At 37.9% G+C, this 20,616-nt stretch carries 18 protein-coding genes; 11 read left to right on the forward strand and 7 right to left on the reverse strand.

Annotated features, from left to right (window positions below):
- Positions 1 to 8: 8 nt before the first annotated feature.
- Complete coding sequence (locus tag PP182_RS00170) at positions 9 to 1,514, forward strand: OmpP1/FadL family transporter (RefSeq protein WP_272649307.1); 1,506 nt, start codon at positions 9 to 11, stop codon at positions 1,512 to 1,514.
- 65 nt (positions 1,515 to 1,579) lie between these two features.
- Here the strand turns inward: PP182_RS00170 and PP182_RS00175 are convergent, their stop codons facing one another.
- Together PP182_RS00175 and PP182_RS00180 are read right to left on the reverse strand one after the other, a co-directional pair.
- Positions 1,580 to 3,007, reverse strand: coding sequence for a T9SS type B sorting domain-containing protein (locus PP182_RS00175; RefSeq protein ID WP_272649308.1), 1,428 nt, complete (start codon positions 3,005 to 3,007; stop codon positions 1,580 to 1,582).
- 156 nt (positions 3,008 to 3,163) lie between these two features.
- On the reverse strand, positions 3,164 to 4,936 hold the full coding sequence (locus PP182_RS00180) for a T9SS type B sorting domain-containing protein (RefSeq protein WP_272649309.1): 1,773 nt from the start codon (positions 4,934 to 4,936) through the stop codon (positions 3,164 to 3,166).
- Between the two features lie 164 nt (positions 4,937 to 5,100).
- On the opposite strand from PP182_RS00180, the gene folE reads away from it, so the two are divergent.
- On the forward strand, positions 5,101 to 5,781 hold the full coding sequence (gene folE / locus PP182_RS00185; RefSeq protein ID WP_272649310.1) for a GTP cyclohydrolase I FolE: 681 nt from the start codon (positions 5,101 to 5,103) through the stop codon (positions 5,779 to 5,781).
- A 13-nt stretch (positions 5,782 to 5,794) separates the two neighbouring features.
- Entirely contained in the window at positions 5,795 to 7,273 is a 1,479-nt protein-coding gene (cysS, locus tag PP182_RS00190) for a cysteine--tRNA ligase (protein ID WP_272649311.1), read from the forward strand.
- Between the two features lies 1 nt (position 7,274).
- On the opposite strand, the gene PP182_RS00195 is transcribed toward cysS, so the two are convergent.
- Positions 7,275 to 8,201, reverse strand: coding sequence for an AraC family transcriptional regulator (locus PP182_RS00195; protein ID WP_272649312.1), 927 nt, complete (start codon positions 8,199 to 8,201; stop codon positions 7,275 to 7,277).
- A 208-nt stretch (positions 8,202 to 8,409) separates the two neighbouring features.
- Here PP182_RS00195 and exaC point away from each other — a divergent pair, with 208 nt between their 5' ends.
- The 7 genes from exaC to PP182_RS00230 all read left to right on the forward strand — a co-directional run bounded on the left by exaC (position 8,410) and on the right by PP182_RS00230 (position 13,968).
- A complete protein-coding gene (gene exaC, locus PP182_RS00200) occupies positions 8,410 to 9,933 on the forward strand; it encodes an acetaldehyde dehydrogenase ExaC (RefSeq protein ID WP_272649313.1) in 1,524 nt (507 codons plus the stop codon).
- Between the two features lie 10 nt (positions 9,934 to 9,943).
- On the forward strand, positions 9,944 to 10,318 hold the full coding sequence (locus tag PP182_RS00205; protein WP_272649314.1) for a DUF779 domain-containing protein: 375 nt from the start codon (positions 9,944 to 9,946) through the stop codon (positions 10,316 to 10,318).
- Positions 10,319 to 10,428: 110 nt separating this feature from the next.
- The gene (gene yidD, locus PP182_RS00210) at positions 10,429 to 10,662 is read left to right on the forward strand and encodes a membrane protein insertion efficiency factor YidD (RefSeq protein ID WP_272649315.1); all 234 of its coding nucleotides are present in this window, start codon (positions 10,429 to 10,431) and stop codon (positions 10,660 to 10,662) included.
- Between the two features lie 88 nt (positions 10,663 to 10,750).
- Complete coding sequence (gene lgt / locus PP182_RS00215; protein ID WP_272649316.1) at positions 10,751 to 11,713, forward strand: prolipoprotein diacylglyceryl transferase; 963 nt, start codon at positions 10,751 to 10,753, stop codon at positions 11,711 to 11,713.
- 13 nt (positions 11,714 to 11,726) lie between these two features.
- Entirely contained in the window at positions 11,727 to 12,218 is a 492-nt protein-coding gene (locus PP182_RS00220; protein ID WP_272649317.1) for a DUF192 domain-containing protein, read from the forward strand.
- Complete coding sequence (locus PP182_RS00225; RefSeq protein WP_330097969.1) at positions 12,205 to 12,741, forward strand: GNAT family N-acetyltransferase; 537 nt, start codon at positions 12,205 to 12,207, stop codon at positions 12,739 to 12,741. Before PP182_RS00220 ends, PP182_RS00225 begins: the two co-directional genes overlap by 14 nt.
- A gap of 3 nt (positions 12,742 to 12,744) precedes the next feature.
- Positions 12,745 to 13,968 (forward strand): ATP-binding cassette domain-containing protein, encoded by a 1,224-nt coding sequence (locus PP182_RS00230; RefSeq protein WP_272649318.1) that lies wholly within the window; start codon positions 12,745 to 12,747, stop codon positions 13,966 to 13,968.
- Between the two features lie 67 nt (positions 13,969 to 14,035).
- On the opposite strand, the gene secDF is transcribed toward PP182_RS00230, so the two are convergent.
- From secDF to PP182_RS00245, 3 genes are all read right to left on the reverse strand, one after another.
- Positions 14,036 to 17,002, reverse strand: coding sequence for a protein translocase subunit SecDF (secDF, locus tag PP182_RS00235; RefSeq protein ID WP_272649319.1), 2,967 nt, complete (start codon positions 17,000 to 17,002; stop codon positions 14,036 to 14,038).
- Between the two features lie 102 nt (positions 17,003 to 17,104).
- Positions 17,105 to 17,710 carry a hypothetical protein gene (locus PP182_RS00240; protein ID WP_272649320.1) on the reverse strand — a complete coding sequence of 202 codons (606 nt, stop codon included), beginning with the start codon at positions 17,708 to 17,710 and terminating at the stop codon, positions 17,105 to 17,107.
- Positions 17,711 to 17,849: 139 nt separating this feature from the next.
- Positions 17,850 to 18,776: a malate dehydrogenase gene (locus PP182_RS00245; protein ID WP_272649321.1), complete on the reverse strand. Its 927-nt coding sequence runs from the start codon at positions 18,774 to 18,776 to the stop codon at positions 17,850 to 17,852.
- Positions 18,777 to 19,067: 291 nt separating this feature from the next.
- Here PP182_RS00245 and PP182_RS00250 point away from each other — a divergent pair, with 291 nt between their 5' ends.
- Positions 19,068 to 19,442 (forward strand): hypothetical protein, encoded by a 375-nt coding sequence (locus PP182_RS00250; RefSeq protein ID WP_272649322.1) that lies wholly within the window; start codon positions 19,068 to 19,070, stop codon positions 19,440 to 19,442.
- A gap of 118 nt (positions 19,443 to 19,560) precedes the next feature.
- Here the strand turns inward: PP182_RS00250 and PP182_RS00255 are convergent, their stop codons facing one another.
- Positions 19,561 to 20,574, reverse strand: coding sequence for a DUF6588 family protein (locus tag PP182_RS00255; RefSeq protein ID WP_272649323.1), 1,014 nt, complete (start codon positions 20,572 to 20,574; stop codon positions 19,561 to 19,563).
- Between the last annotated feature and the right edge of the window lie 42 nt (positions 20,575 to 20,616).

Here is a 20,616-nt window from a genome sequence, read left to right on the forward strand (position 1 = left end):
TTATTGCAATGAAAAGATATATTACTTTCATAACGTTATGCCTATGCTTTATTGGTAGCGCGCAAAATATTAATGACGTTCTTAGATATGGACTGGAAGACATGCAAGGCACTGCTAGATTCCAGGCGATGGGCGGTGCTTTTGGCGCTTTGGGTGGAGATATGTCGGCCTTGAACATAAATCCTGCCGGCTCAGCTGTTTTTAATAATAGCCTGCTAACAATCTCGGGATCTCACTACTTTAGAGACAATGATGCTAGCTATTTTGGCACTGCTAACAATACAACACTTAATGATATTGATCTGAACCAAATAGGGGGAGCATTCGTATTTAACAACACGGATGATAATTCTGACTGGAAAAAATTCTCCCTAGCTTTTAACTATGACATGGTTAAAAGTTTTGAAAATGAATACTATGCTTCCGGAAGCAGTAATCAAGGAATAGACAATTACTTTCTAAACTTTGCCCAAGGAGTACCATTCGGTTCTATTTTAGTACAAGAAGGAGAATTTATTGAAGATGCTTATTTGGATATAGGCGCGGTACAAGGCTTCGGGGACCAACAAGCTTTTTTGGGTTACTATGGAGGAATTCTCGACCCCGAAGATTTTGATGATGCCAATACCAATTACATAAGCAATACTAGTTATTCTTCGGTTAATCAAGAATTTTTAAAGAATACTTCAGGATACAACAGTAAGTTTACGGTAAATGCAGCTAGCCAGTTTAGAGACAATCTATATCTGGGAGCTTCATTAAACTTTCATAATATATTGTACGATCAGTATACGGAGTTTACAGAAAGTGGTTATGATACAGCTTCTGAAATTCAGAATACAACATTCGATAATCTTTTACATACAGAGGGTAACGGATTTTCATTTAGCTTAGGAGCTATTGCCAAATTAAACGAATACGTTCGTTTAGGAGGAAGTTACCAATCACCAACATGGTATAGACTTACAGATGATTTCTCCCAGAGAATAAATTCCGATTTAGCCGATGACGATATAGGATTTATAGGATTTAATATTGTTAACTTATTCGAAACCTACAGGGTGAAAACCCCAGCTAAATTGAACGGTAGTATTGCATTGGTTTTTGGACCCAACGGATTGTTAAGTTTTGATTATGGGTATCAAGATTTTTCCCAATCCGAATTAAGACCTGCGAACGATTCAAACTTTCAAACTGTAAATAACCAAATAGCTAATGAATTAGGTGGAGTATCCACATTTAGACTCGGTGGTGAATACAGATTAGGAATGTTTAGTTTGAGAGGCGGATATCGGTTTGAGCAAAGCCCTTATGCCAATGGAAATACAATCGATGACCTAAATGGCTTTTCTACAGGTATCGGATTTAACTTTGGAGGTAGTCGTTTAGACCTTGCCATCAATAGGACTGAGCAGGACGTGAATGAGTCCCTTTTTGATACGGGTCTCACCGCTCCAGCTATGATTAATAGAGTAAATACCAACGCCACCTTAAGTTATACTCTCAATTTTTGATGTAAAAAGGTTTTAAGTCACATTATAAAGAAAAAGGGTCGATTAAAAAACGATCCTTTTTTGTTTTATCGTTTTAAAGAAAAATGGGATTGTCTTGTTTTTGCCACCAAGACCCCGGCTTCGTCTTCTTCATACTCGAACCTAAACCAGTAATCTGTGGCTGGCATGGGCCTTCCATTAAAATTTCCGTCCCAACCTCCAACAGCACCCAACTGTTTTAAAAGCTTTCCGTAACGATCAAAAATAAATACAATAGGATTTGTTAATGTCTCAATTCCTCTCACACTCCATTCATCGTTAATGAAATCCCCATTGGGCGTAAAAAATTTAGGATATGCCACCACTAGAAACTCTATGGGTTCCGTAGTTCCGCAACCATTCTTATCGTTAATTATTACCGTATTAATACCAGGAGGAATATCCATAAATACAGGGTCATCTTGGAACATACCGTTATTTATCGCGTATTCATAATCACCATCGCCATCTACTATTATTTCTACATTATTGGCATCGGGATCAACGGATAAGTTGGTATCCAAGACCTCTACCCTATCCAGAATAGGCACCCCATAAAAGGTTATCAAAATCCCTCCTACATCTGCCACAGTTGGAGGGGTTCCTGAATTGGTAGTAATGGTAGCAAAATATCTTCCAGAATTTGGGCTAGTAACAACAAGTTCTGCCCCGAAAGGTCCAGAACCTGGCAAAGTACCGTCCACTACTCCATCGTCTTCATAATCAACGGTCCACTCAACATTGGCGATATCCGAACCAGCGGGAGAATTCAATGCACTTAAAACAATATCGGGATCACCTTCGCAGGCAGTTATATCCAATCCTAAAAACTCATCCCTTAAAGTACAGTCCAGTGCAGTGTTCTGATCCTCTTGTACTGAGTTACCGGTAAACGTCAACATATAGGGCTCTGGATCTCCATCAAAATTTGTATTGAAATTATTAATAAGAATATAATAGATTTCACCCGGTTGAACATCCAACCATTCATCGTAAGTATTTTGGCTGCCAATTAAAAAAGGTGCTCCTTCCTGCCCATTTTCAGGATTCACCCCGATTCCCGTAAAATTTGTATTGTTCACTTCATAATTACATCGAATAGGTTCCGATGTTCCATCTCCGATGATCGAACAAAAGTTTTGTCCACTCAATTCATCATAAGGACCATAAACGGCAAAATCCCATTCCGCAGTTGGCGTGCTGTTTCCACCAGAAGGTAGGGCCTCAATATCAAAACCTACCTGACCCCCGGTTCCTGCCCTAAAGACAAACCAAGAGGTGTTGTTCTCTATATTGGCGGAACTAACACTCCCCTTTTCCAAACATCCGGTTTGGCGTATAACTTCGGGATCAAAATCATCTATATCTCCTCCCCCATCTGCAAGTCCCATAATGGGCTGATCCGCACAAACAGGTATAGCAGTTCTACAATCTGGAGAATTCTGAGCTGAAGTATCCCATATAAATAGGAACAAACAAAAGATTAAACACAGGAGTGTCCTCATAGTTTAGTGGGGCTATTAATATACTTTAACGTATATAATAACTTGCTATGGGTCAGTTTAGTATTTTACATCGGATTTTTATGCACTTAATCGATGAACGGTAATTTTGAAGTGACTTGGAAATGCCTAGCGCTTTATACTAAAATGACTATTAACATATTTTGCGGTTACATTTTGGCCCTGATCATCCAAATAGCTTAGCTTAAACCAATAGTCTGTCGCAGGCACTGGCATACCATTGTAGGTACCGTCCCAGCTATTATCTGTATTACCCATTTGATGAATTAATTTTCCAAACCTATCATATATGGATATTACCGGGTTTTCTAATATTTCAATACCCCCGACACTCCAAACATCGTTAAAACTATCTCCATTCGGTGTAAAGAACTTAGGAAAACCTACAATTACAAATTCTTCTTGGGCAGTGCCACAACCATTTAAATCAGTTATAGTAACCGTATGCCGGCCAGGAAGGAGGTTTTGAAAAACAGGATCTTCCTGTGGGTATCCTTCATCAATCCGATACTCAAGATGGTCGTTATCATTGGTTTTTATGGTGACGATATTGTCATCATCGATATATTCAATTTCAATATCTGAAATTACCGGAGGATTAGAAAAAACTACGCGAACGGAACGTTCGGTTATACAGCTAACGTTATCAATTTCATGGGTCACAAAGAGCGTATATATTCCTTGCTGATTAACCGTAATTTCGGAAGTGGTTTGCCCCGTATCCCAAGAATATGAATAATTGCTATTGGGAACCGGTTGACCTATGGTCGTAGAAGGAGAATCATTGCAGATAAATACTTCGCTCTCAAAATCCAATTGGGGAATATCAAACCCATTTATTCTAAAGGATTCGGAAGCATCAAAACAATCGGGGTTTTCTAAAGAGGTAGTTCTCAAGTAAATCGTCTCCGTTGTTTCACTTGGTATAAAGTTATACTCTATAGGATTTATCCCTAATAATGCATCGCTATTCGTTCTATGAAAACTTAAGCGAAACTCATCTGGATTTTGGTTGCCTAAAGCTTCCGCCTTTTTGTTAGAAAAATCGAATACTTCACCGTCCAAACAAATGGTAACATCACCTACCGGATTCGAAATCGGAGAAGATGAATACGCTACTTGAACTTCACTAACTATATTATTCCCAGATGGCATTACCACTAATACGCGGTACATTCCAGAAATATTAGCCTGAATAGTAGGTCCGGTTTCAGTAGAAAGTTGTTGATATCCAGAACCAATATCCAAATACCATTCATACCCCGTAGCACCTAAAGTAGTGCCATCCAATACAACGGCAGCACCATCACATGCCGCAATTGGTGGTCCAAGAAGATTGTTAATTATGGAGCAATCCAAAGCAGTATTAGGAAACTCATCGAATATGGAACCGGAAAAATGTATGGAAAAACCTGAATTATTGTTACTGAAATTGTTAATGAACAAGTAATATTCCTCCCCTGGCTGCACTTGAAGATATTCATCATATTGAAAATTTTCTGCTCCTGTTGGATCTTCACCAAAGCCAGTAAAGATATTATTGTCAGAATTATCAAAATAATTACAACGAACAGGATCTCCGAGATTACTACAATCATCCGTTCTATACAGGGCAAAATCCCAATCTTCCAATACATCAAAACCAATATTGATGCCAAGTTGACCACGCTCACCAGTCTTAAATCTATACCAAGCCGAGTTAGACTCTATTGGGCCAGAACCTAGAGAGATACATCCGGAAATGGAGGCTCCATTAAAATCGTCGACACCATAGCCAACTGTACCACCATTGATTGGTGTGTTATTACAAATAGGTACGGCATTGACACAATCAGGTGATACCTGTGCGAAAACGCTGGTAAAACCAATTAAGAATGTCATTATTAAATAAATACCGCTACGACTCATTATCTATATCCATATTCCACTTAATCAAAAATAAACGGCTCTTGACCTTAACACCAATTTATGTTGTGTATCTGGTTCTAAGTACTATAAAGTGCAACATAATGTATATCTTTGCGTCTTGTTAAAGTTAGATTTACATGAAAACAGAGGGTACATTGGAAGACCATTTTGAGCAGTTGGGAGATGACCATATTTCCTCATCGGAAGAAACTCCGTTACGCAAGGATGCATTTATTCTTAGTGATGAAGAAAAAATTGAAAGGATTAAGGATAGTGTGCGTGAAATTCTTTTGACTTTAGGTATGGATTTAGAGGACGACAGTCTTAAGGGTACTCCTAACAGGGTTGCCAAAATGTTTGTCAAGGAGATATTTGGGGGATTACACCCTGATAAAAAACCTAACTCCTCTACGTTTGACAACAAGTATAAGTATGGCGAGATGTTGGTAGAAAAAAACATTACACTTTACTCCACCTGTGAACACCATCTTTTACCTATCGTGGGCAGGGCACATATTGCTTATATTTCCGGCGGATCTGTAGTTGGCCTTTCAAAGATGAACCGAATTGTAGATTATTATGCAAGAAGACCTCAAGTTCAGGAAAGGCTTAATATTCAAATAGTACGTGAGCTACAGAAAGTTTTAGGTACGGAAGATGTTGCATGTGTCATTGACGCCAAGCACCTTTGTGTAAATTCAAGGGGTATCCGGGATATAGAAAGTAGTACCGTGACTGCAGAATATGGCGGCAAATTCAAGGAGGAAGCTGTTCGTAACGAGTTTCTTGAGTATATAAATATGGACACGCAATTTTAATTCTTTGTGTAAAATGCAATTGTACCAAGAGCAAACCGTTAGAATTCACAATTCACTTACTGGTAAAAAAGAAACGTTCATCCCATTAAACGAAGGGCAAATTGGCATGTATGTTTGTGGCCCAACAGTGTATAGCAATGTTCACTTGGGAAATTGCAGAACCTTCATGTCCTTTGACATGATTTTTAGATACTTCCGTCATTTAGGCTATAAAGTCCGTTATGTACGTAATATTACAGATGCCGGGCATTTGGTCGACGATGCGGAAGATGGGGAGGACAAAATTGCTAAGAAAGCCCGATTAGAACAATTGGAACCCATGGAAGTCGTACAACGATATACCTTGGACTTCCACAATATATTGGAAAAATTCAACTTCCTTCCCCCTAGTATAGAGCCAACGGCCACGGGTCATATTATAGAGCAAATTGAAATCATAAAGGAAATACTGAAAAAAGGTTATGCCTACGAAATCAACGGCTCTGTATATTTTGACGTTGTTAAATTCAACAAATCCAACGACTATGGTAAGTTGAGTGGCAGAAAGTTGGAGGACATGATTGCCAATACACGTGAACTCACTGCCCAAGACGATAAGAAAAGTCCTCAAGATTTTGCCTTGTGGAAAAAGGCAGAACCGGAACATATCATGCGTTGGCCTTCTCCATGGGGAGATGGTTTTCCCGGCTGGCATTTAGAATGTACTGCCATGAGCACCAAATATCTTGGGGAGACCTTTGATATTCATGGAGGTGGTATGGATTTAAAATTTCCCCACCACGAATGCGAGATTGCACAAGCAGAGGCAAGTAACGGAAAGTCACCTGTAAACTATTGGTTACATGCCAATATGCTCACCTTGAATGGAAAGAAAATGGCAAAATCAACAGGGAACAGTATACTCCCTGGTGAAATATTTTCCGGTGAAAATAATATACTGAGTAAGCCCTTCTCACCGTCCATGGTCCGTTTTTTCATGATGCAGGCACATTATACGAGTATATTGGACATAAGTAATGATGCGCTCCTTGCTTCTGAAAAAGGCTTTAATAAACTAATGGAGGCCATAAATTCCATTAAGTCTTTGCCTGAAGGCAAGAAAACCAATTTTGATATTAATACTTGGCGTCAAGGGTGTTATGATGCCATGAATGACGATTTCAACACTCCAATACTGATTGCCAAATTATTTGATGCTGTGAAGCACATCAACCTAATTAAAGAGAATACTGAGTCGATTACCATTGAAGATAAGGACCTACTCTTGCAAACAATGCAAAACTTTACCTTTGACATACTTGGCCTGGAAAACAAAAAAAGTTCCAATGTTGATTCCGAAAAATTAAGTGGCGTGGTTGAATTGTTGATTCAATTAAGAAAAGAAGCCCGTGAAAACAAAGACTTTGCGACTTCTGATAAAATCAGAGATCAATTAGCAGGTTTGGGTATACAGTTAAAAGACGGTAAGGAAGGAACTACCTATAGCCTCTAATTTACATTTTATATTTATTAATACTCTTAATTTTTGCCTGGTACTCACCGGGTGAAAGTTGCTGTCTATTTTTGAAGACACGGTTAAAATAGGACCTACTTTCAAACCCACATTGCATATATACGTCCTTAATGTTGAGTTTGGGATTTTGTAATAATCCTGTCGCCAGTTTAATTCGTTCATTATTGATAAACTCTACGGGGGATATACCCAATTCGGTTTTAAAGATCCTATAAAAATGAGAGGGACTCATATAGGCTTTTTTACTTAACTCCTCCACTGTTAAAGGCTCATGTAAATGTTCCCGAATATATCGGATTACAAAAGAAAGTCTATTATTACTATTGATTGATATCTGCGAACTTGTATAAATTTTACGCTCATTGGTTTGTAGAATTCTTATAATAAGTTCCCGTAACATATTATCCACAAAAAAATCCTTGGATGGATGATTTTCTGAGAAAAGAAATAATAAACGTTGTAAAATTTGGAAGATTCCCTGGTCGTTTATAAAGTGGAAGTTATAATCCATAAGACTCCATTCCCTCTGGTCGTCCTTTGCCATACTTTCATTCATTATTTCCAGCACTTTCTTGATTTTATCTTCAGAAATAGCCATGGCCAAACATCTTGTCGGATTTTTGGACTTCGCCTCCGGGAAATCAATGCACATAGTTTCATTGGCTGGTAAAATCAATGATTCACCAGGTAAAAAATCAAAAGACTCATAATCTCTTAAATGCATAACCTTTTTACCCGCTATCATGCTGGCCAAAACGGGTTGATTAAATTGCAATAAAACCTTTTCCGCTTGTTCATGCGTTTCAAAAACATGCATCGCCGCATTTTTTAGCGTATAGGAAGTTTGGTTTTCAACCATAGTCTCCAATCTCCTACCCTCTAAAAACTTATCTGACAACTTTAACATTTCCGTATTCTTAAACCACTTTTAATAAGAAATTTACAAAAAATTACCCTTAAAAAATTCATAATAATAAATAATGATAGGATTGTTCATGTTATTCATAGAATTCTTCAGACCATTTGAGAAATACTCACGTAATTTTAATAGGGAGATAAAACATTACCCGCATTAACATTTTACTAATTATTAATTTCTTAAAACAGTTTTAGATATGGGCAATACAGCAACTGTAGCGCAAGACGTGTTACAAAAACCAACATTCAAAAATCAGTATGAAAACTTTATTGGAGGTAAATGGACATCTCCGGTAAAGGGAGAGTATTTTGAGAATACTTCTCCAGTAGATGGAAAATCATTTACCAAAATACCAAGATCAACAGCCGAAGACATTGAAAAGGCCATTCATGCCGCTTGGGAAGCAGCTCCATCATGGAATACTTCTTCCGCCACGGAAAGAAGTAATATGCTATTGAAAATAGCCGATGTAATGGAACAAAATTTAGAAGCATTGGCAAGAGCCGAAACGTGGGATAACGGTAAAGCCATACGAGAAACAAGGGCAGCCGACCTGCCATTGGCCGTTGATCACTTTCGCTATTTTGCAGGTGTAATCCGTGCGGAGGAAGGTTCCGTAAGTGAATTGGATAACAATACTGTAGCGCTAAATGTGACCGAACCCTTAGGAGTAGTTGGACAGATAATTCCTTGGAATTTTCCAATCTTAATGGCTGTTTGGAAATTGGCCCCTGCATTAGCTGCAGGCAATTGCGTAGTTCTAAAGCCGGCCGAACAAACTCCCGTAGGAATTTTAATTCTAATGGAGATGATCGAGGATATTTTACCCGCTGGGGTGCTTAATATTGTCAATGGTTTTGGTGCTGAGGCAGGAAAACCTCTGGCATCGAGTCCTCGTATAAATAAAGTTGCATTTACGGGCGAAACTACTACCGGACAGTTGATTATGCAATATGCTTCAAAAAACATCACTCCCGTTACTTTAGAATTGGGAGGTAAATCACCAAATATTTTCTTCGAAAATATTATGGATGCAGATGATGAATTCTTTGACAAATGTATTGAGGGTGCCAATATGTTTGCCCTAAATCAAGGGGAGGTATGTACCTGTCCATCCCGTATGTTGGTACAGGAAAGTATTTTTGATGCTTTTATGGAGCGGGTAATCGAAAGAACAAAAGCTATTAAAATGGGTCACCCTCTAGACCCGAATACTATGATGGGAGCACAAGCATCTAGCGACCAATTTGAAAAAATATTGAACTATATCCAGATTGGTAAGGAAGAAGGTTGTGAAGTATTAACCGGAGGTGAACAAGCCTATAATGAAGGCCTAGAAGGTGGATTTTATATTCAGCCCACCGTTTTAAAAGGAAATAACAAAATGAGGGTATTTCAGGAAGAAATTTTTGGGCCTGTGCTTTGTGTCACTTCTTTTAAGGATGAAGCGGAAGCCATCGAAATTGCCAATGACACGCTTTATGGACTGGGCGCAGGTGTATGGACTCGTGACACTCACCAGGCATACACCATTTCCAGAGCGATAAAAGCCGGACGTGTTTGGGTAAATTGTTACCATTTATACCCAGCACACGCACCTTTTGGAGGTTATAAAAAATCCGGTATCGGTAGAGAAAACCATAAAATGATGTTGGCGCATTACCGCCAAACCAAAAATATGCTCATCTCCTACGATAAGAAGGCGATGGGATTCTTTTAATAATAAAAAAATGAAAACTAAAAGAGTATTGGTAAGTGATAAAGCTACCGAAGTCATAAAGGAACTTAAGGAAAAACATGGCGAGCTCATGTTCCACCAAAGTGGTGGGTGTTGTGATGGCTCCTCCCCCATGTGTTTTCCTAAAGGAGAACTTATGATTGACGATAATGATATTTGGTTGGGTACCATTGAAGGGTGTGAATTTCACATCTCCAAAGACCAATTTGAATATTGGAAGCATACCCAGCTCACGGTAGATGTTACCCCAGGAAGAGGAGCTAGCTTTTCATTGGAAATACCTATGGGCATACGATTTATTATCAAATCAAGACTTTATTCACCCAAAGAGGCAGAGAATCTAGAGCCTGTAAGGGTTGGTGCTTAATTTTAGTTGTAATATTCATATAATAGCGAGAGGCCTGTTTTTTCAATACAGGCCTTTTCTTATGTACCAACACTATAAATTATTTAACTTTAGCCACTTAAAACTAATCGGTGAAGTTTTCCCTAAAAAAAATACTAATAACTCCTTTTGTCCTTTTGGTCCGTTTTTACCAACTGGCAATTTCTCCATACACACCCGCTACTTGCAGATATTCTCCTACCTGCTCCCAATATACATTGGAGGCTTTAAAAAAGCATGGTCTTTTTAAGGGAGGTTGGCTATCGATTAAAAGAATTTTTAGTTGTAATCCTTGGGGAAGAAAGGGCTATGATCCTGTTCCCTAAAAATTGTATAAATGGTAATTATACATGCGTGATTCGTGTGATGTAATACCTCCTATTTCCGTATATTAGCCCTTCAAAAATAACTCACATGCACTTCTTAGGTATTATTTGGAATCCCAACGAGACGCTTTTCAACTTAGGACCCATCCAAATAAAGTATTACAACCTGCTCTGGATCATAGCTTTTGCAGTAGGCTGGTATCTCATGAAAAAAATATTTTTAAATGAGAAAAAATCTGTAGAACAGTTAGACTCCCTTTTTATACACACCGTATTGGGTACGATGTTGGGCGCTAGATTGGGACATGTGTTCTTCTATGATTGGGCATACTACAAGAACCATTTATTGGAAATTCTTTTACCAATAAGAGAAAGCGAAACGGGAAATTTACTCTTTGGCTTAATTGATGGGTATGAATTTACAGGTTTTACAGGTCTTGCCAGTCATGGAGCTACCATTGGAATCATTATATCCACTTATTTGTACACTAAAAAAAATCCAGATTTTAGTATGCTATGGATCTTTGATAGAATGACCATTCCCGTGGCCATAGGAGCTTTTGCCGTGCGATTAGGAAATTTTTTTAATTCCGAAATCAATGGAAAAACAGTGGATGAATCCTTTGTATTCGCGACTAAGTTTATCAGGGATTCAGATGACCTACATCCTTCCAAAGCATTAGGTATAACAAAGGAAAGGTCTCTAAATGCCGCCTATGATGCTATTGAGAACAATCCTCAGTTCTCCCAATATCTGGCTGAGATACCCTATCGTCACCCAGCTCAATTGTACGAAGGTGTATGTTATATTTTTGTTTTTATTTTACTGCACTACCTCTATTGGAAAACGGACAAGAAAAATAAACCTGGATATCTTTTCGGATTGTTTTTGGTGCTTTTATGGACGGTAAGATTCTTTGTAGAATTTGTTAAGAAAAGCCAAGGTGGATTTGAGGAATCCTTAGGGATTTTATCGACTGGCCAATGGTTAAGTATTCCATTTATCATTTTCGGTCTCTATTTTATGTTCAGACCTGTTAAATCGAATTAAACTTTTTATAACTATGAAATTGTCTCAGTGCCTTGTTGGTATAGCTATACTTTCATCCATAGTGCTTTCTTCCTGCAAGGATGAATCAAAAAAAGTAATTAAGACCACGCCTGTTACATTCACCAAAGAGGGTGATCTAGAAATTTATAAACAGGATACCGATTCCCTGATTACTTCCTTGGATATTGAAATAGCGGAATCTGATTATGAAACCCAAACGGGGTTAATGTACCGAAAGGGTATGGAAACCAACCAGGGAATGCTATTCATCTTTCCTGATGTTGCTATGCATTCGTTTTATATGAAAAACACGGAATTTTCTATCGATATTATTTTTATAGATGAAAACTTAAAAGTAGCCCATATAGCAAAAAATGCAGAGCCATTAAATGAAAATGGGTTGTCTTCAAAAGTACCTGTTAAATACGTTCTTGAGGTTAATTCAGGGCTTTCTGAAACGTGGAAAATATCAGTAGGCGATAAAGTCAAATTTGACCGAGACTGAAATCATGGATTATTTAATGGAGGGGGAAGAAACAGAAAGACTTCTTTTTAGAAGGCTGACCCCTATGGATTTCAATGCATGGTTACCGTTTCATCAAGACCCTAGATCCTCACAATACTGGTCCGGAATTCCAAAAGACCCTATAATAGCTTGTACCGAGCAATTTAAACGTGTATTTGAGCGATATGAAAAAGGGTTGGGCGGTATGAACGCATTGATTCACAAAACTACCAAGAAACTAATAGGTATCTGTGGTTTGTTATTACAACATGTTGATAGTGAAGAAGTATGGGAAATCGGGTATTCCATTCTACCGGAGTTTTGGGGAGAAGGCTATGCTAGTGAAGCTGCCATCAAGTGCAAGAATACCGCCTTTAAAAATAATTGGGCATCATTTTTAATTTCTATTATCCATGTGGACAATGAGCCTTCTAAAAAAGTTGCGCTTAAGAATGGTATGCGACTAGAAAAAACCACTATATATAAAGAAAATTCTGTGGATATCTTTAGAATAGACCAATAGCAAATGGAACACTGGGGAATTTTTACGGACAATAAATCTAAAAAGGCCGATTTCGTATCCAATCTTCAGAAGAACCGTTTGCCTGAATTCTTAAATTTAAAGGGAAGTAAAGGGTACCTATTCTCCCCACTAGCCTTAAAAAAGTTTATCGAAGAAGAGGAGCAACATGGCACAAAAATTATTTCATCAAAGGAACAGGCTCTCAAAACCATGTCCAGCGGTGAACAGAAGAAAGCATTGTGGTCGAACATTCTAAAAGAATCTCCGGACTATATTATACTGGATAACCCGTTTGACAATTTAGATGCCCATTTTCAAGATGAGCTTAAAAAATTACTTACCAATCAATCAAACAAAATTCTGTTTATCCAATTGGCAAGTAGAAAATCGGATATACTACCGTTCATAAAAAAATTTGCCATTTTAAAGGAGAATAAGCTTAAAATACTGGATAAAAAAGATTTAAAGTTTAAAGAAAATATACCAAGATTAGAGGGTATTATACCTCCTCCCATTGACAAAACAGAAGTTGATGAACCAACCTTAATTGCATTCAAAAACGTTACTGTTTCCTATGGCAGGAAACATGTTCTACAAGGTATTGATTGGCAAGTGAAAAAAGGAGAATTTTGGCAACTGATCGGAAGTAATGGTTCTGGAAAAACCACGATAATTTCTATGATTACAGGAGATAGTGCCAAAGCATTTGGTCAGGAAATCTATCTGTTCGGTAACAAAAAAGGTTCGGGCGAAAGTGTATGGGAAATAAAACAAAAAATTGGATACTTCTCCCCTTCAATGACCGATAAGTTTGCAGGAAGACACTCTATAGAAAATATGTTAATCTCCGGACTTTTAGACTCCATTGGGCTCTATGTAAAACCAACGGAAATACATAAAAGAATTATTAAGAGTTGGTTGGAATTGCTAAATCTCTGGGAAAGCAGAAATTCCCTTTTTAAAGATGTATCCTTAGGTGAACAACGCTTGGTAATGACCGTAAGAGCTATGGTAAAACATCCCCCCTTGCTTATTTTAGATGAGCCCACAAGTGGAATGGACGATAATTCGGCCAAAACATTGGTCAATCTCGTCAACAAATTTGCTCATGAAACAAACACCTCTATCATTTTTGTAAGTCACAGAAAAGAAGCCGGTTTAAATCCGGAGAAAACACTGGAACTAACAAAAACCGAAAAAGGTTCAGTTGGTAAGATAGTGTATTGATTTCCAAAAAATAAAAAAGTCGCTATTTAAAATAGCGACTTTTTATCTTTGATTTAGTTTGTTCTAATTATTGCTTTATAGCTTTTGTAATTTTTTTACTTAAGGCATCGAACATTATAGGAGTTGCAATAAATACGGATGAATAAGTACCTATTACTACACCAATAATCATTGCAAACATGAACCCTCTAAGAGACTCGCCTCCAAAGATGAAGATAGTAAGTAATACCACCAATGTGGTTAATGAGGTATTCAACGTTCTTCCTAAAGTACTATTAATGGCCGCATTTATATTTTCACCCCCTTTCCATCCCTTTTCGGCAATGATTTCACGAATACGGTCAAAAACAACCACAGTATCGTTCAAGGAGTAACCTATTACCGTCAAAATGGCTGCAATGAAAGCCTGGTCAATTTCCATATTAAACGGCATTACTTTACCTAAAAGGGAAAATACACCAAGTACTATCAATACATCATGGAAAACCGCTACAACCGCTCCTAAAGAGAATTGCCATCTACGGAAACGCAAGAGTATATATAGGAATACCACGGCCAAGGAACCTAAAATTGCCAAGAAAGCATTGTTCTTAATATCATCAGCAATGGTTGGTCCTACCTTAACCGATTGCATGATTCCGATAGTCTTTCCTTCACTACCCACATTAAAATCAGTCTTGGAAGTTCCATCAGGAAGATATTTCTGTAAGGAAGTATAGAGCTTATCCTGTATTTCCGTATCCACTTCAATTCCTTCAACATCAACCTTATAAGGTGTTGTTATCTTTATTTGATTTGCTTCACCATAGGTCTTTACATTAGTACCACTTCCAAATACGGTATTTAATTCCGATGCAATCTCAGAAGGATTGACTGCTTGCTCAAAACGAACCGTATAGGAACGGCCACCTATGAAATCCACACCTTGCTGTAATCCTGGACCAAAGAATAGCGATGCTAAACCTACCAACACCAAAATACCTGATAGTACATAGGAAATCTTTCTCTTGACCAAGAAATCGATAGAAAGATTTTTGAATAATCCTTTAGTAATACTCGTTGTGAAATCTAAACTTCTATTCCTACCACTGATATACCAATCGATCAACAATCTTGTGATAAAAATAGCGGTAAACAAAGAAGTTAGAATACCTATCAATAAAGTTGTTGCAAATCCCTTTATTGGACCAGAACCAAATACAAATAAGATTATAGCCGTTAACCCCGTCGTGATGTTTGCATCTAAAATAGAAGACAATGCATTACCAAAACCATCAGAAACAGCCAAACTCTTTCCTTTCCCTTTGGCCAATTCCTCCTTAATCCTTTCAAATATAAGCACATTTGCATCCACTGACATACCAATCGTTAGCACTATACCAGCAATACCGGGCAATGTTAACACGGCTCCCAAACTGGTCAAAACTCCGAATATCAAAAGAATGTTCAATAGCAAGGCTATATCGGCAAAAGCACCCGCTTTACCATAATAAGCAATCATCCAAAGCAATACGATTGCCATGGCTATCAAGAATGAAATAAATCCACTATCTATGGCCTCTTGACCCAAAGAAGGACCAACAATTTCCGATTGGATTATTTCAGCAGAGGCCGGTAGTTTACCAGCTCTTAAAACATTGGAAATATCCTTGGTCTCATTTACCGTAAAGTTACCTGTTATTTCAGAACGGCCCCCAGAAATAGGTCCACTAGAAACCCCTGGAGCTGTATAAACTTTATTGTCCAATACAATAGCAATACCGGTCTGATTATTATAAGCATCACCTGTCAACGCCTCCCACTCTTTTGCACCCTTGGTGTTCATGGTCATGGAAACTGCCGGCTTGCTGAACTGGTCAAAATCGGCTCTTGCATCACTTACAACATCACCGCTAATTCTTGGGATTCCTTCCCTATTGGATTTTAGGGCATAGAGATCGATTACCTCTGTTTCCTCTGTGGACGGTCTTTCCCAAACAAATTTCACGAATTGGATGTCAGCAGGTAACAACCTTCTGATCTCTGGCATTCTCAAATAAGAACCTATGGTCGCAGTATCTTTAATTGCCGCCCTAAACATGGCATGGGATCCAGGATTCGCTGGTATCAATAGCTCATATAATGGATTGACCTGTGTAGCCAAATCCAATGAATCTGATGCAACATCCGATAAAAGGGAATCCAACTCCGATTCCTCCTTCACTGGTTCTGGTGCATCTACTTCTACAATTTCCTTTAGCTTCTCGTTCGCCTGAATAAGAAAAGTACTAAAAGAGGTATTGCTCTGTTTGTACGTTTCCCAAAATTCCAACTGTGCCGTACTTGATAATAAATCCTGCGCCCGATTGATATCCCTGGCACCAGGCAACTCTACCAAAATACGACCGGAATTTCCCTCCCGTTGAATATTGGGCTGGGTAACCCCAAAACCATCGATACGCTCGCGAAGTACTTCAAAAGCCGAAACGACCGATTCATCTATCTTTCTTCTAATGATAGGTTTTACCTCATCATCGGACATCTGAAAGTTTATTTCATCACTTAGTCCCTTATTGGCAAAAATATCAGGTGAAGCCAATTTTGTTTCTCCTTTGATATTATCAAATGCTTCGAAAAACAATTCAATATAGGTATCATCACTATTTTTTGAAGCTGCATCCGCATCAGCCAATGCCTTATTGAAAACCGGATTTTTGGTATTGTTCGCTAAGCCTTTCAAAATATCCTTCACAGAAATCTGGAGGGTAACATTGATTCCGCCTTTAAGGTCTAGCCCCTTGTTTAATTCCTTCTTTTTGGCCTCATTGTAATTGGTATAGCCTAAAATGGTATTGTTTCCTATGGAATCCAAGTAACTGGCTTCCAGTGCTTCCCTTTTTGAAATGTAGTCATCTTCCGCCTCCGAAATTTGACTTGCGGCGAATACCTCCGCCTCTTTTTCGACCTTGTTGGTGACGAAAGTGTAGGAAAGCTGATAGATACTAACTAACCCAAATAATAAAGCAAAAAGCTTTATAAGTCCTTTATTTTGCATTTTAATGGTTTATTTAATTTATGTTGAAAAAGATTTTGTGTAATTCGAAAATCCAGAGCAAATTATGTTGCTAGGTGTTTTTAATTGGAAATAAGTATTTCTTTAAACATAAGGTCCAGCCCTGACTTCAGGTATGGGATGTGAAGTATTTTCTATTGCAATGGCAATAACTCTGTTTATTTTATAGGCTACCTCTACAATTGCACCTTGCTCAACACCTAGTGCATTATTAAACTGTAAGGTTACTGGGTAAAATAATCTATTATAATCCTGCTTTTGGGTTAAAACAAGATTCCCATTTAAATTAAGTCCATTGTCCGTTTGCTGATGAAGATCTAATACTACTATATTATAGGTATCAGGAAGTTGTTCTTTGGGAAAATCAGAAGGTAGTTCATTTTCATACGCTAATGAAAGTTGGTTTTTCTGGGAAAGAAATTCCTCTACGGTAAGCGCATCTACATCACTGTAGTAACGAATCTTTAGTTGACTTCCATCATTTTCTATAATTTCAATTGCATCAATACCTAATACTTGAAGTTTTTTGGTAATTGCAGCCAAAACATCATCATGAGCACTCTCAGAAGCTAATTCTATATCTTTAAATTGCAATACAATTTGCTGATTAGACGCTTTTGTTTGCTCTTGACTTAGCCCCAATAAGGCTAGGATAATAATTATAGTACTTACGCACCATTTTGCATTCATGCGGCAAATATAAAAAGAAAGATTATTCTAGGTAGTATATTCTTAACTATATATATTTCTGAAATCTATATAGTTATAGGGAGAAAACCTTTACAGTTCTACTGTAAAGGTTTTTATATTATACTAAATGATATATAAACTACAACTCTAGTAATCCATTGGTTTTGGAAACACCGGCCGCACTTTCTTGCATTTTGTCCTTTTCCGCTTCACTTAAAGGAATATCAACAATCTGCTCAATACCATTTTTTCCCAATATTACTGGAACACCTATACAAATATCGTTTAAGCCATATTCACCTTCTAAAAAGGTTGAGCATGGGAACATTTTCTTTTGGTCACATGCAATGGCCTGAACCAAAGCAGAAACCGCGGCACCCGGTGCATACCACGCACTAGTGCCCAATAATTTCGTTAAAGTTGCCCCACCAACTTTGGTATCCTCAGCCACTTGCTGTAGTCTATCTTCAGATAAAAATTCCGATACCCTAATACTATTTCTGGTCGCGTGGGAAGTTAAAGGAACCATTCCCGTATCGCTATGGCCACCAATTACCATTCCATCTACATCAGAAATAGGCGCCTGCATAGCTTCCGCTAACCTATATTTAAAACGGGCACTGTCCAAGGCCCCTCCCATACCGATAATCTTATTTTTGGGTAAATCAGTGGTTTTATGGACCAAATATGTCATTGTATCCATAGGGTTACTTACCACAATAATTGTTACATCCGGTGAATGTTGGATTAAACTACTGGAAACCGTTTTTACAATACCTGCATTTATCCCAATCAACTCTTCCCTGGTCATTCCCGGTTTTCTTGGAATACCCGAAGTTATAACCGCGATATGACTATTCGCCGTTTTAGAGTAATCACTTGTGCTTCCGGTAATTTTAGTATCAAAACCATTTAGGGAGGCTGTTTGCATTAAATCCATTGCTTTACCTTCGGCATATCCTTCCTTAATATCCAAAATGACCACTTCCGAGGCAAAATCCTTTATGGCTATGTATTCTGCACAACTGGCTCCTACTGCTCCAGCACCAACTACTGTAACTTTCATGTTTTTATTTTTTAGTGAATTAAATTATTTATAATAAAACCAAGGGCTCTATTTATATGTGTTCAGCGTTCCAAAAATACTCAATTATTAACAAAAAATGGGAATGTCAATAGGGAATAAAAAGTGAAAAAAATGTCTGAAAAAAAATCGATAAACTGCAGTTTCCGTTAAAAAAAAGTACCGTTCAACGAAGAAATTAAAAAAATGTGACCGTACATCGATTTTTAGTAATAACATAAAATAAGGTCCGTTATAAACTACGGATCCCAAATCCGAAAAACCTACTTATTAATGAAAAAGTTCCTTTCCCTCATGGCTGTTTGTGCCATTATTTTTTCAGCGAACTGTTCTCGAGTAGAACAGAACAATGACCCCATTGTTGGTATATGGTTTCAGTCTGAGGCTGAAATTATTAGCGTTTCTTCCAAAAGCACCCTCCGTAAAGAATGGATTTTTAATGATGTTTACTTAGGTCGATATCATGAAATCAACGGAAATAACATTACCCTACAAACAGATTTTAAATGGTCTAAGGAAGATGACGTGTATACTATAGAATATAGGGGTCTCGAAAACGTACCAACTGACAGGTTTAAAATCGTTAAAACCGCAGAAGGCACAATTTTGGAAAAAATCGATGGTGATTATCTAGCCATCAGGGAATAGAAGGCTTTCACAGGGCCATGGGAAAGAGCCTGTTCGGAGAAATCTGGGCAGGCTCTTCGTTTTATAACAAATGCCCGGCTATAGCCGGGCATTTGTTATATTTAGAAATTATCTTCTATTACCTAAAACCAAAGTTAACACCAAAAGTAAAAGTATTAAAATCCCCGAGGGTATAGTCAGCATTAAGCCTAAAGAAGCCCAACTTTAATTTAGCCCCCAAATTACCCGTAACACCATTCACCTTTTTAGTGATCGAGAACGGATCTACATAGGTTTCTGAAGCAAAAGGTCCTCTTGTAACCCTATATTCTCCAAGTATATCCGTTACAGATTTTCCAGTTACATATCCCAGTCCACCGTAAAAGTTAATGATCGGGAGTTTTGTGGAAACTACAGCATTAAAAGCCCATGTATTGATATTGGCCTCGATTCTCTGGTCTTCCCCTTCTACCAAATTAATTTCAGATAAATCATAATCACCATTCACCTTGGTATATCCAATTACCGCAGATATTGCAACTGGTAAAATTTTATCAGCGGGTAAAAGCTTTGTAAAATCGTGCTGCAAACCGAAACCGATTAAGCCGACCGAAGCACCTTCAAAATTCATCTTAGGTAAAAACCTTGCCTTTATTTCCGTACCCTTAATAAGCCCCACACTTCCTTGAAGGTAACCCGAGGGTATAAAATCCAATCCTTCCCCTGAAAGTCCAGAAGGAAGTTCAAATGTTTCTCGAACCGTTGTACCGGCAATTTGGGTCTCTACAAAGACTTCTACCCCGCTAATATTACCTAAGGCCGTTGAAACTTCCCTCGCCACACCCGGGTTATCCACAAAATCCAAATTCTGATAGTCATTAGGGTCTAAAACAAAAACCTTTTTATCAGCCTTATTTTTAAAGCCTGTCAAATTTCCTATAATAGAAATTTCGAACCCCCCAAGAGGCTTAGCATCTGCAGAATTGTACCACCCTGTAGAAAAGTTATAAATAGTACTTTCAGAAAGCGGCTCTAAATAATCGCCTGTAAATTTTTCGGCGTCTTCTACACCAGCCGCAAACAATTCATTAAAATCCTGCGCTACCACTGCAGAAAAACTACACAAAAACAAACATGTAAGTAAATTCTTCATTTTTTAAATTTTTCCTAAAACTAAAAAACCTGCGTTTTGGAC

Origin of the sequence: Maribacter sp. PR1, from assembly GCF_028464145.1 — a bacterium.
Taxonomy (GTDB): Bacteria; Bacteroidota; Bacteroidia; order Flavobacteriales; family Flavobacteriaceae; genus Maribacter.

Excerpts from the sequence above, each read along its gene's own strand:
- PP182_RS00170 (WP_272649307.1), top strand. The coding sequence starts at position 9 with ATGAAAAGATATATTACTTTCATAACGTTATGCCTATGCTTTATTGGT.
- PP182_RS00180 (WP_272649309.1), bottom strand. The coding sequence starts at position 4,936 with ATGACATTCTTAATTGGTTTTACCAGCGTTTTCGCACAGGTATCACCT.
- folE (WP_272649310.1), top strand. The coding sequence starts at position 5,101 with ATGAAAACAGAGGGTACATTGGAAGACCATTTTGAGCAGTTGGGAGAT.
- cysS (WP_272649311.1), top strand. The coding sequence starts at position 5,795 with ATGCAATTGTACCAAGAGCAAACCGTTAGAATTCACAATTCACTTACT.
- PP182_RS00195 (WP_272649312.1), bottom strand. The coding sequence starts at position 8,201 with ATGTTAAAGTTGTCAGATAAGTTTTTAGAGGGTAGGAGATTGGAGACT.
- exaC (WP_272649313.1), top strand. The coding sequence starts at position 8,410 with ATGGGCAATACAGCAACTGTAGCGCAAGACGTGTTACAAAAACCAACA.
- PP182_RS00205 (WP_272649314.1), top strand. The coding sequence starts at position 9,944 with ATGAAAACTAAAAGAGTATTGGTAAGTGATAAAGCTACCGAAGTCATA.
- lgt (WP_272649316.1), top strand. The coding sequence starts at position 10,751 with ATGCACTTCTTAGGTATTATTTGGAATCCCAACGAGACGCTTTTCAAC.
- PP182_RS00220 (WP_272649317.1), top strand. The coding sequence starts at position 11,727 with ATGAAATTGTCTCAGTGCCTTGTTGGTATAGCTATACTTTCATCCATA.
- PP182_RS00230 (WP_272649318.1), top strand. The coding sequence starts at position 12,745 with ATGGAACACTGGGGAATTTTTACGGACAATAAATCTAAAAAGGCCGAT.
- secDF (WP_272649319.1), bottom strand. The coding sequence starts at position 17,002 with ATGCAAAATAAAGGACTTATAAAGCTTTTTGCTTTATTATTTGGGTTA.
- PP182_RS00240 (WP_272649320.1), bottom strand. The coding sequence starts at position 17,710 with ATGAATGCAAAATGGTGCGTAAGTACTATAATTATTATCCTAGCCTTA.
- PP182_RS00245 (WP_272649321.1), bottom strand. The coding sequence starts at position 18,776 with ATGAAAGTTACAGTAGTTGGTGCTGGAGCAGTAGGAGCCAGTTGTGCA.
- PP182_RS00250 (WP_272649322.1), top strand. The coding sequence starts at position 19,068 with ATGAAAAAGTTCCTTTCCCTCATGGCTGTTTGTGCCATTATTTTTTCA.
- PP182_RS00255 (WP_272649323.1), bottom strand. The coding sequence starts at position 20,574 with ATGAAGAATTTACTTACATGTTTGTTTTTGTGTAGTTTTTCTGCAGTG.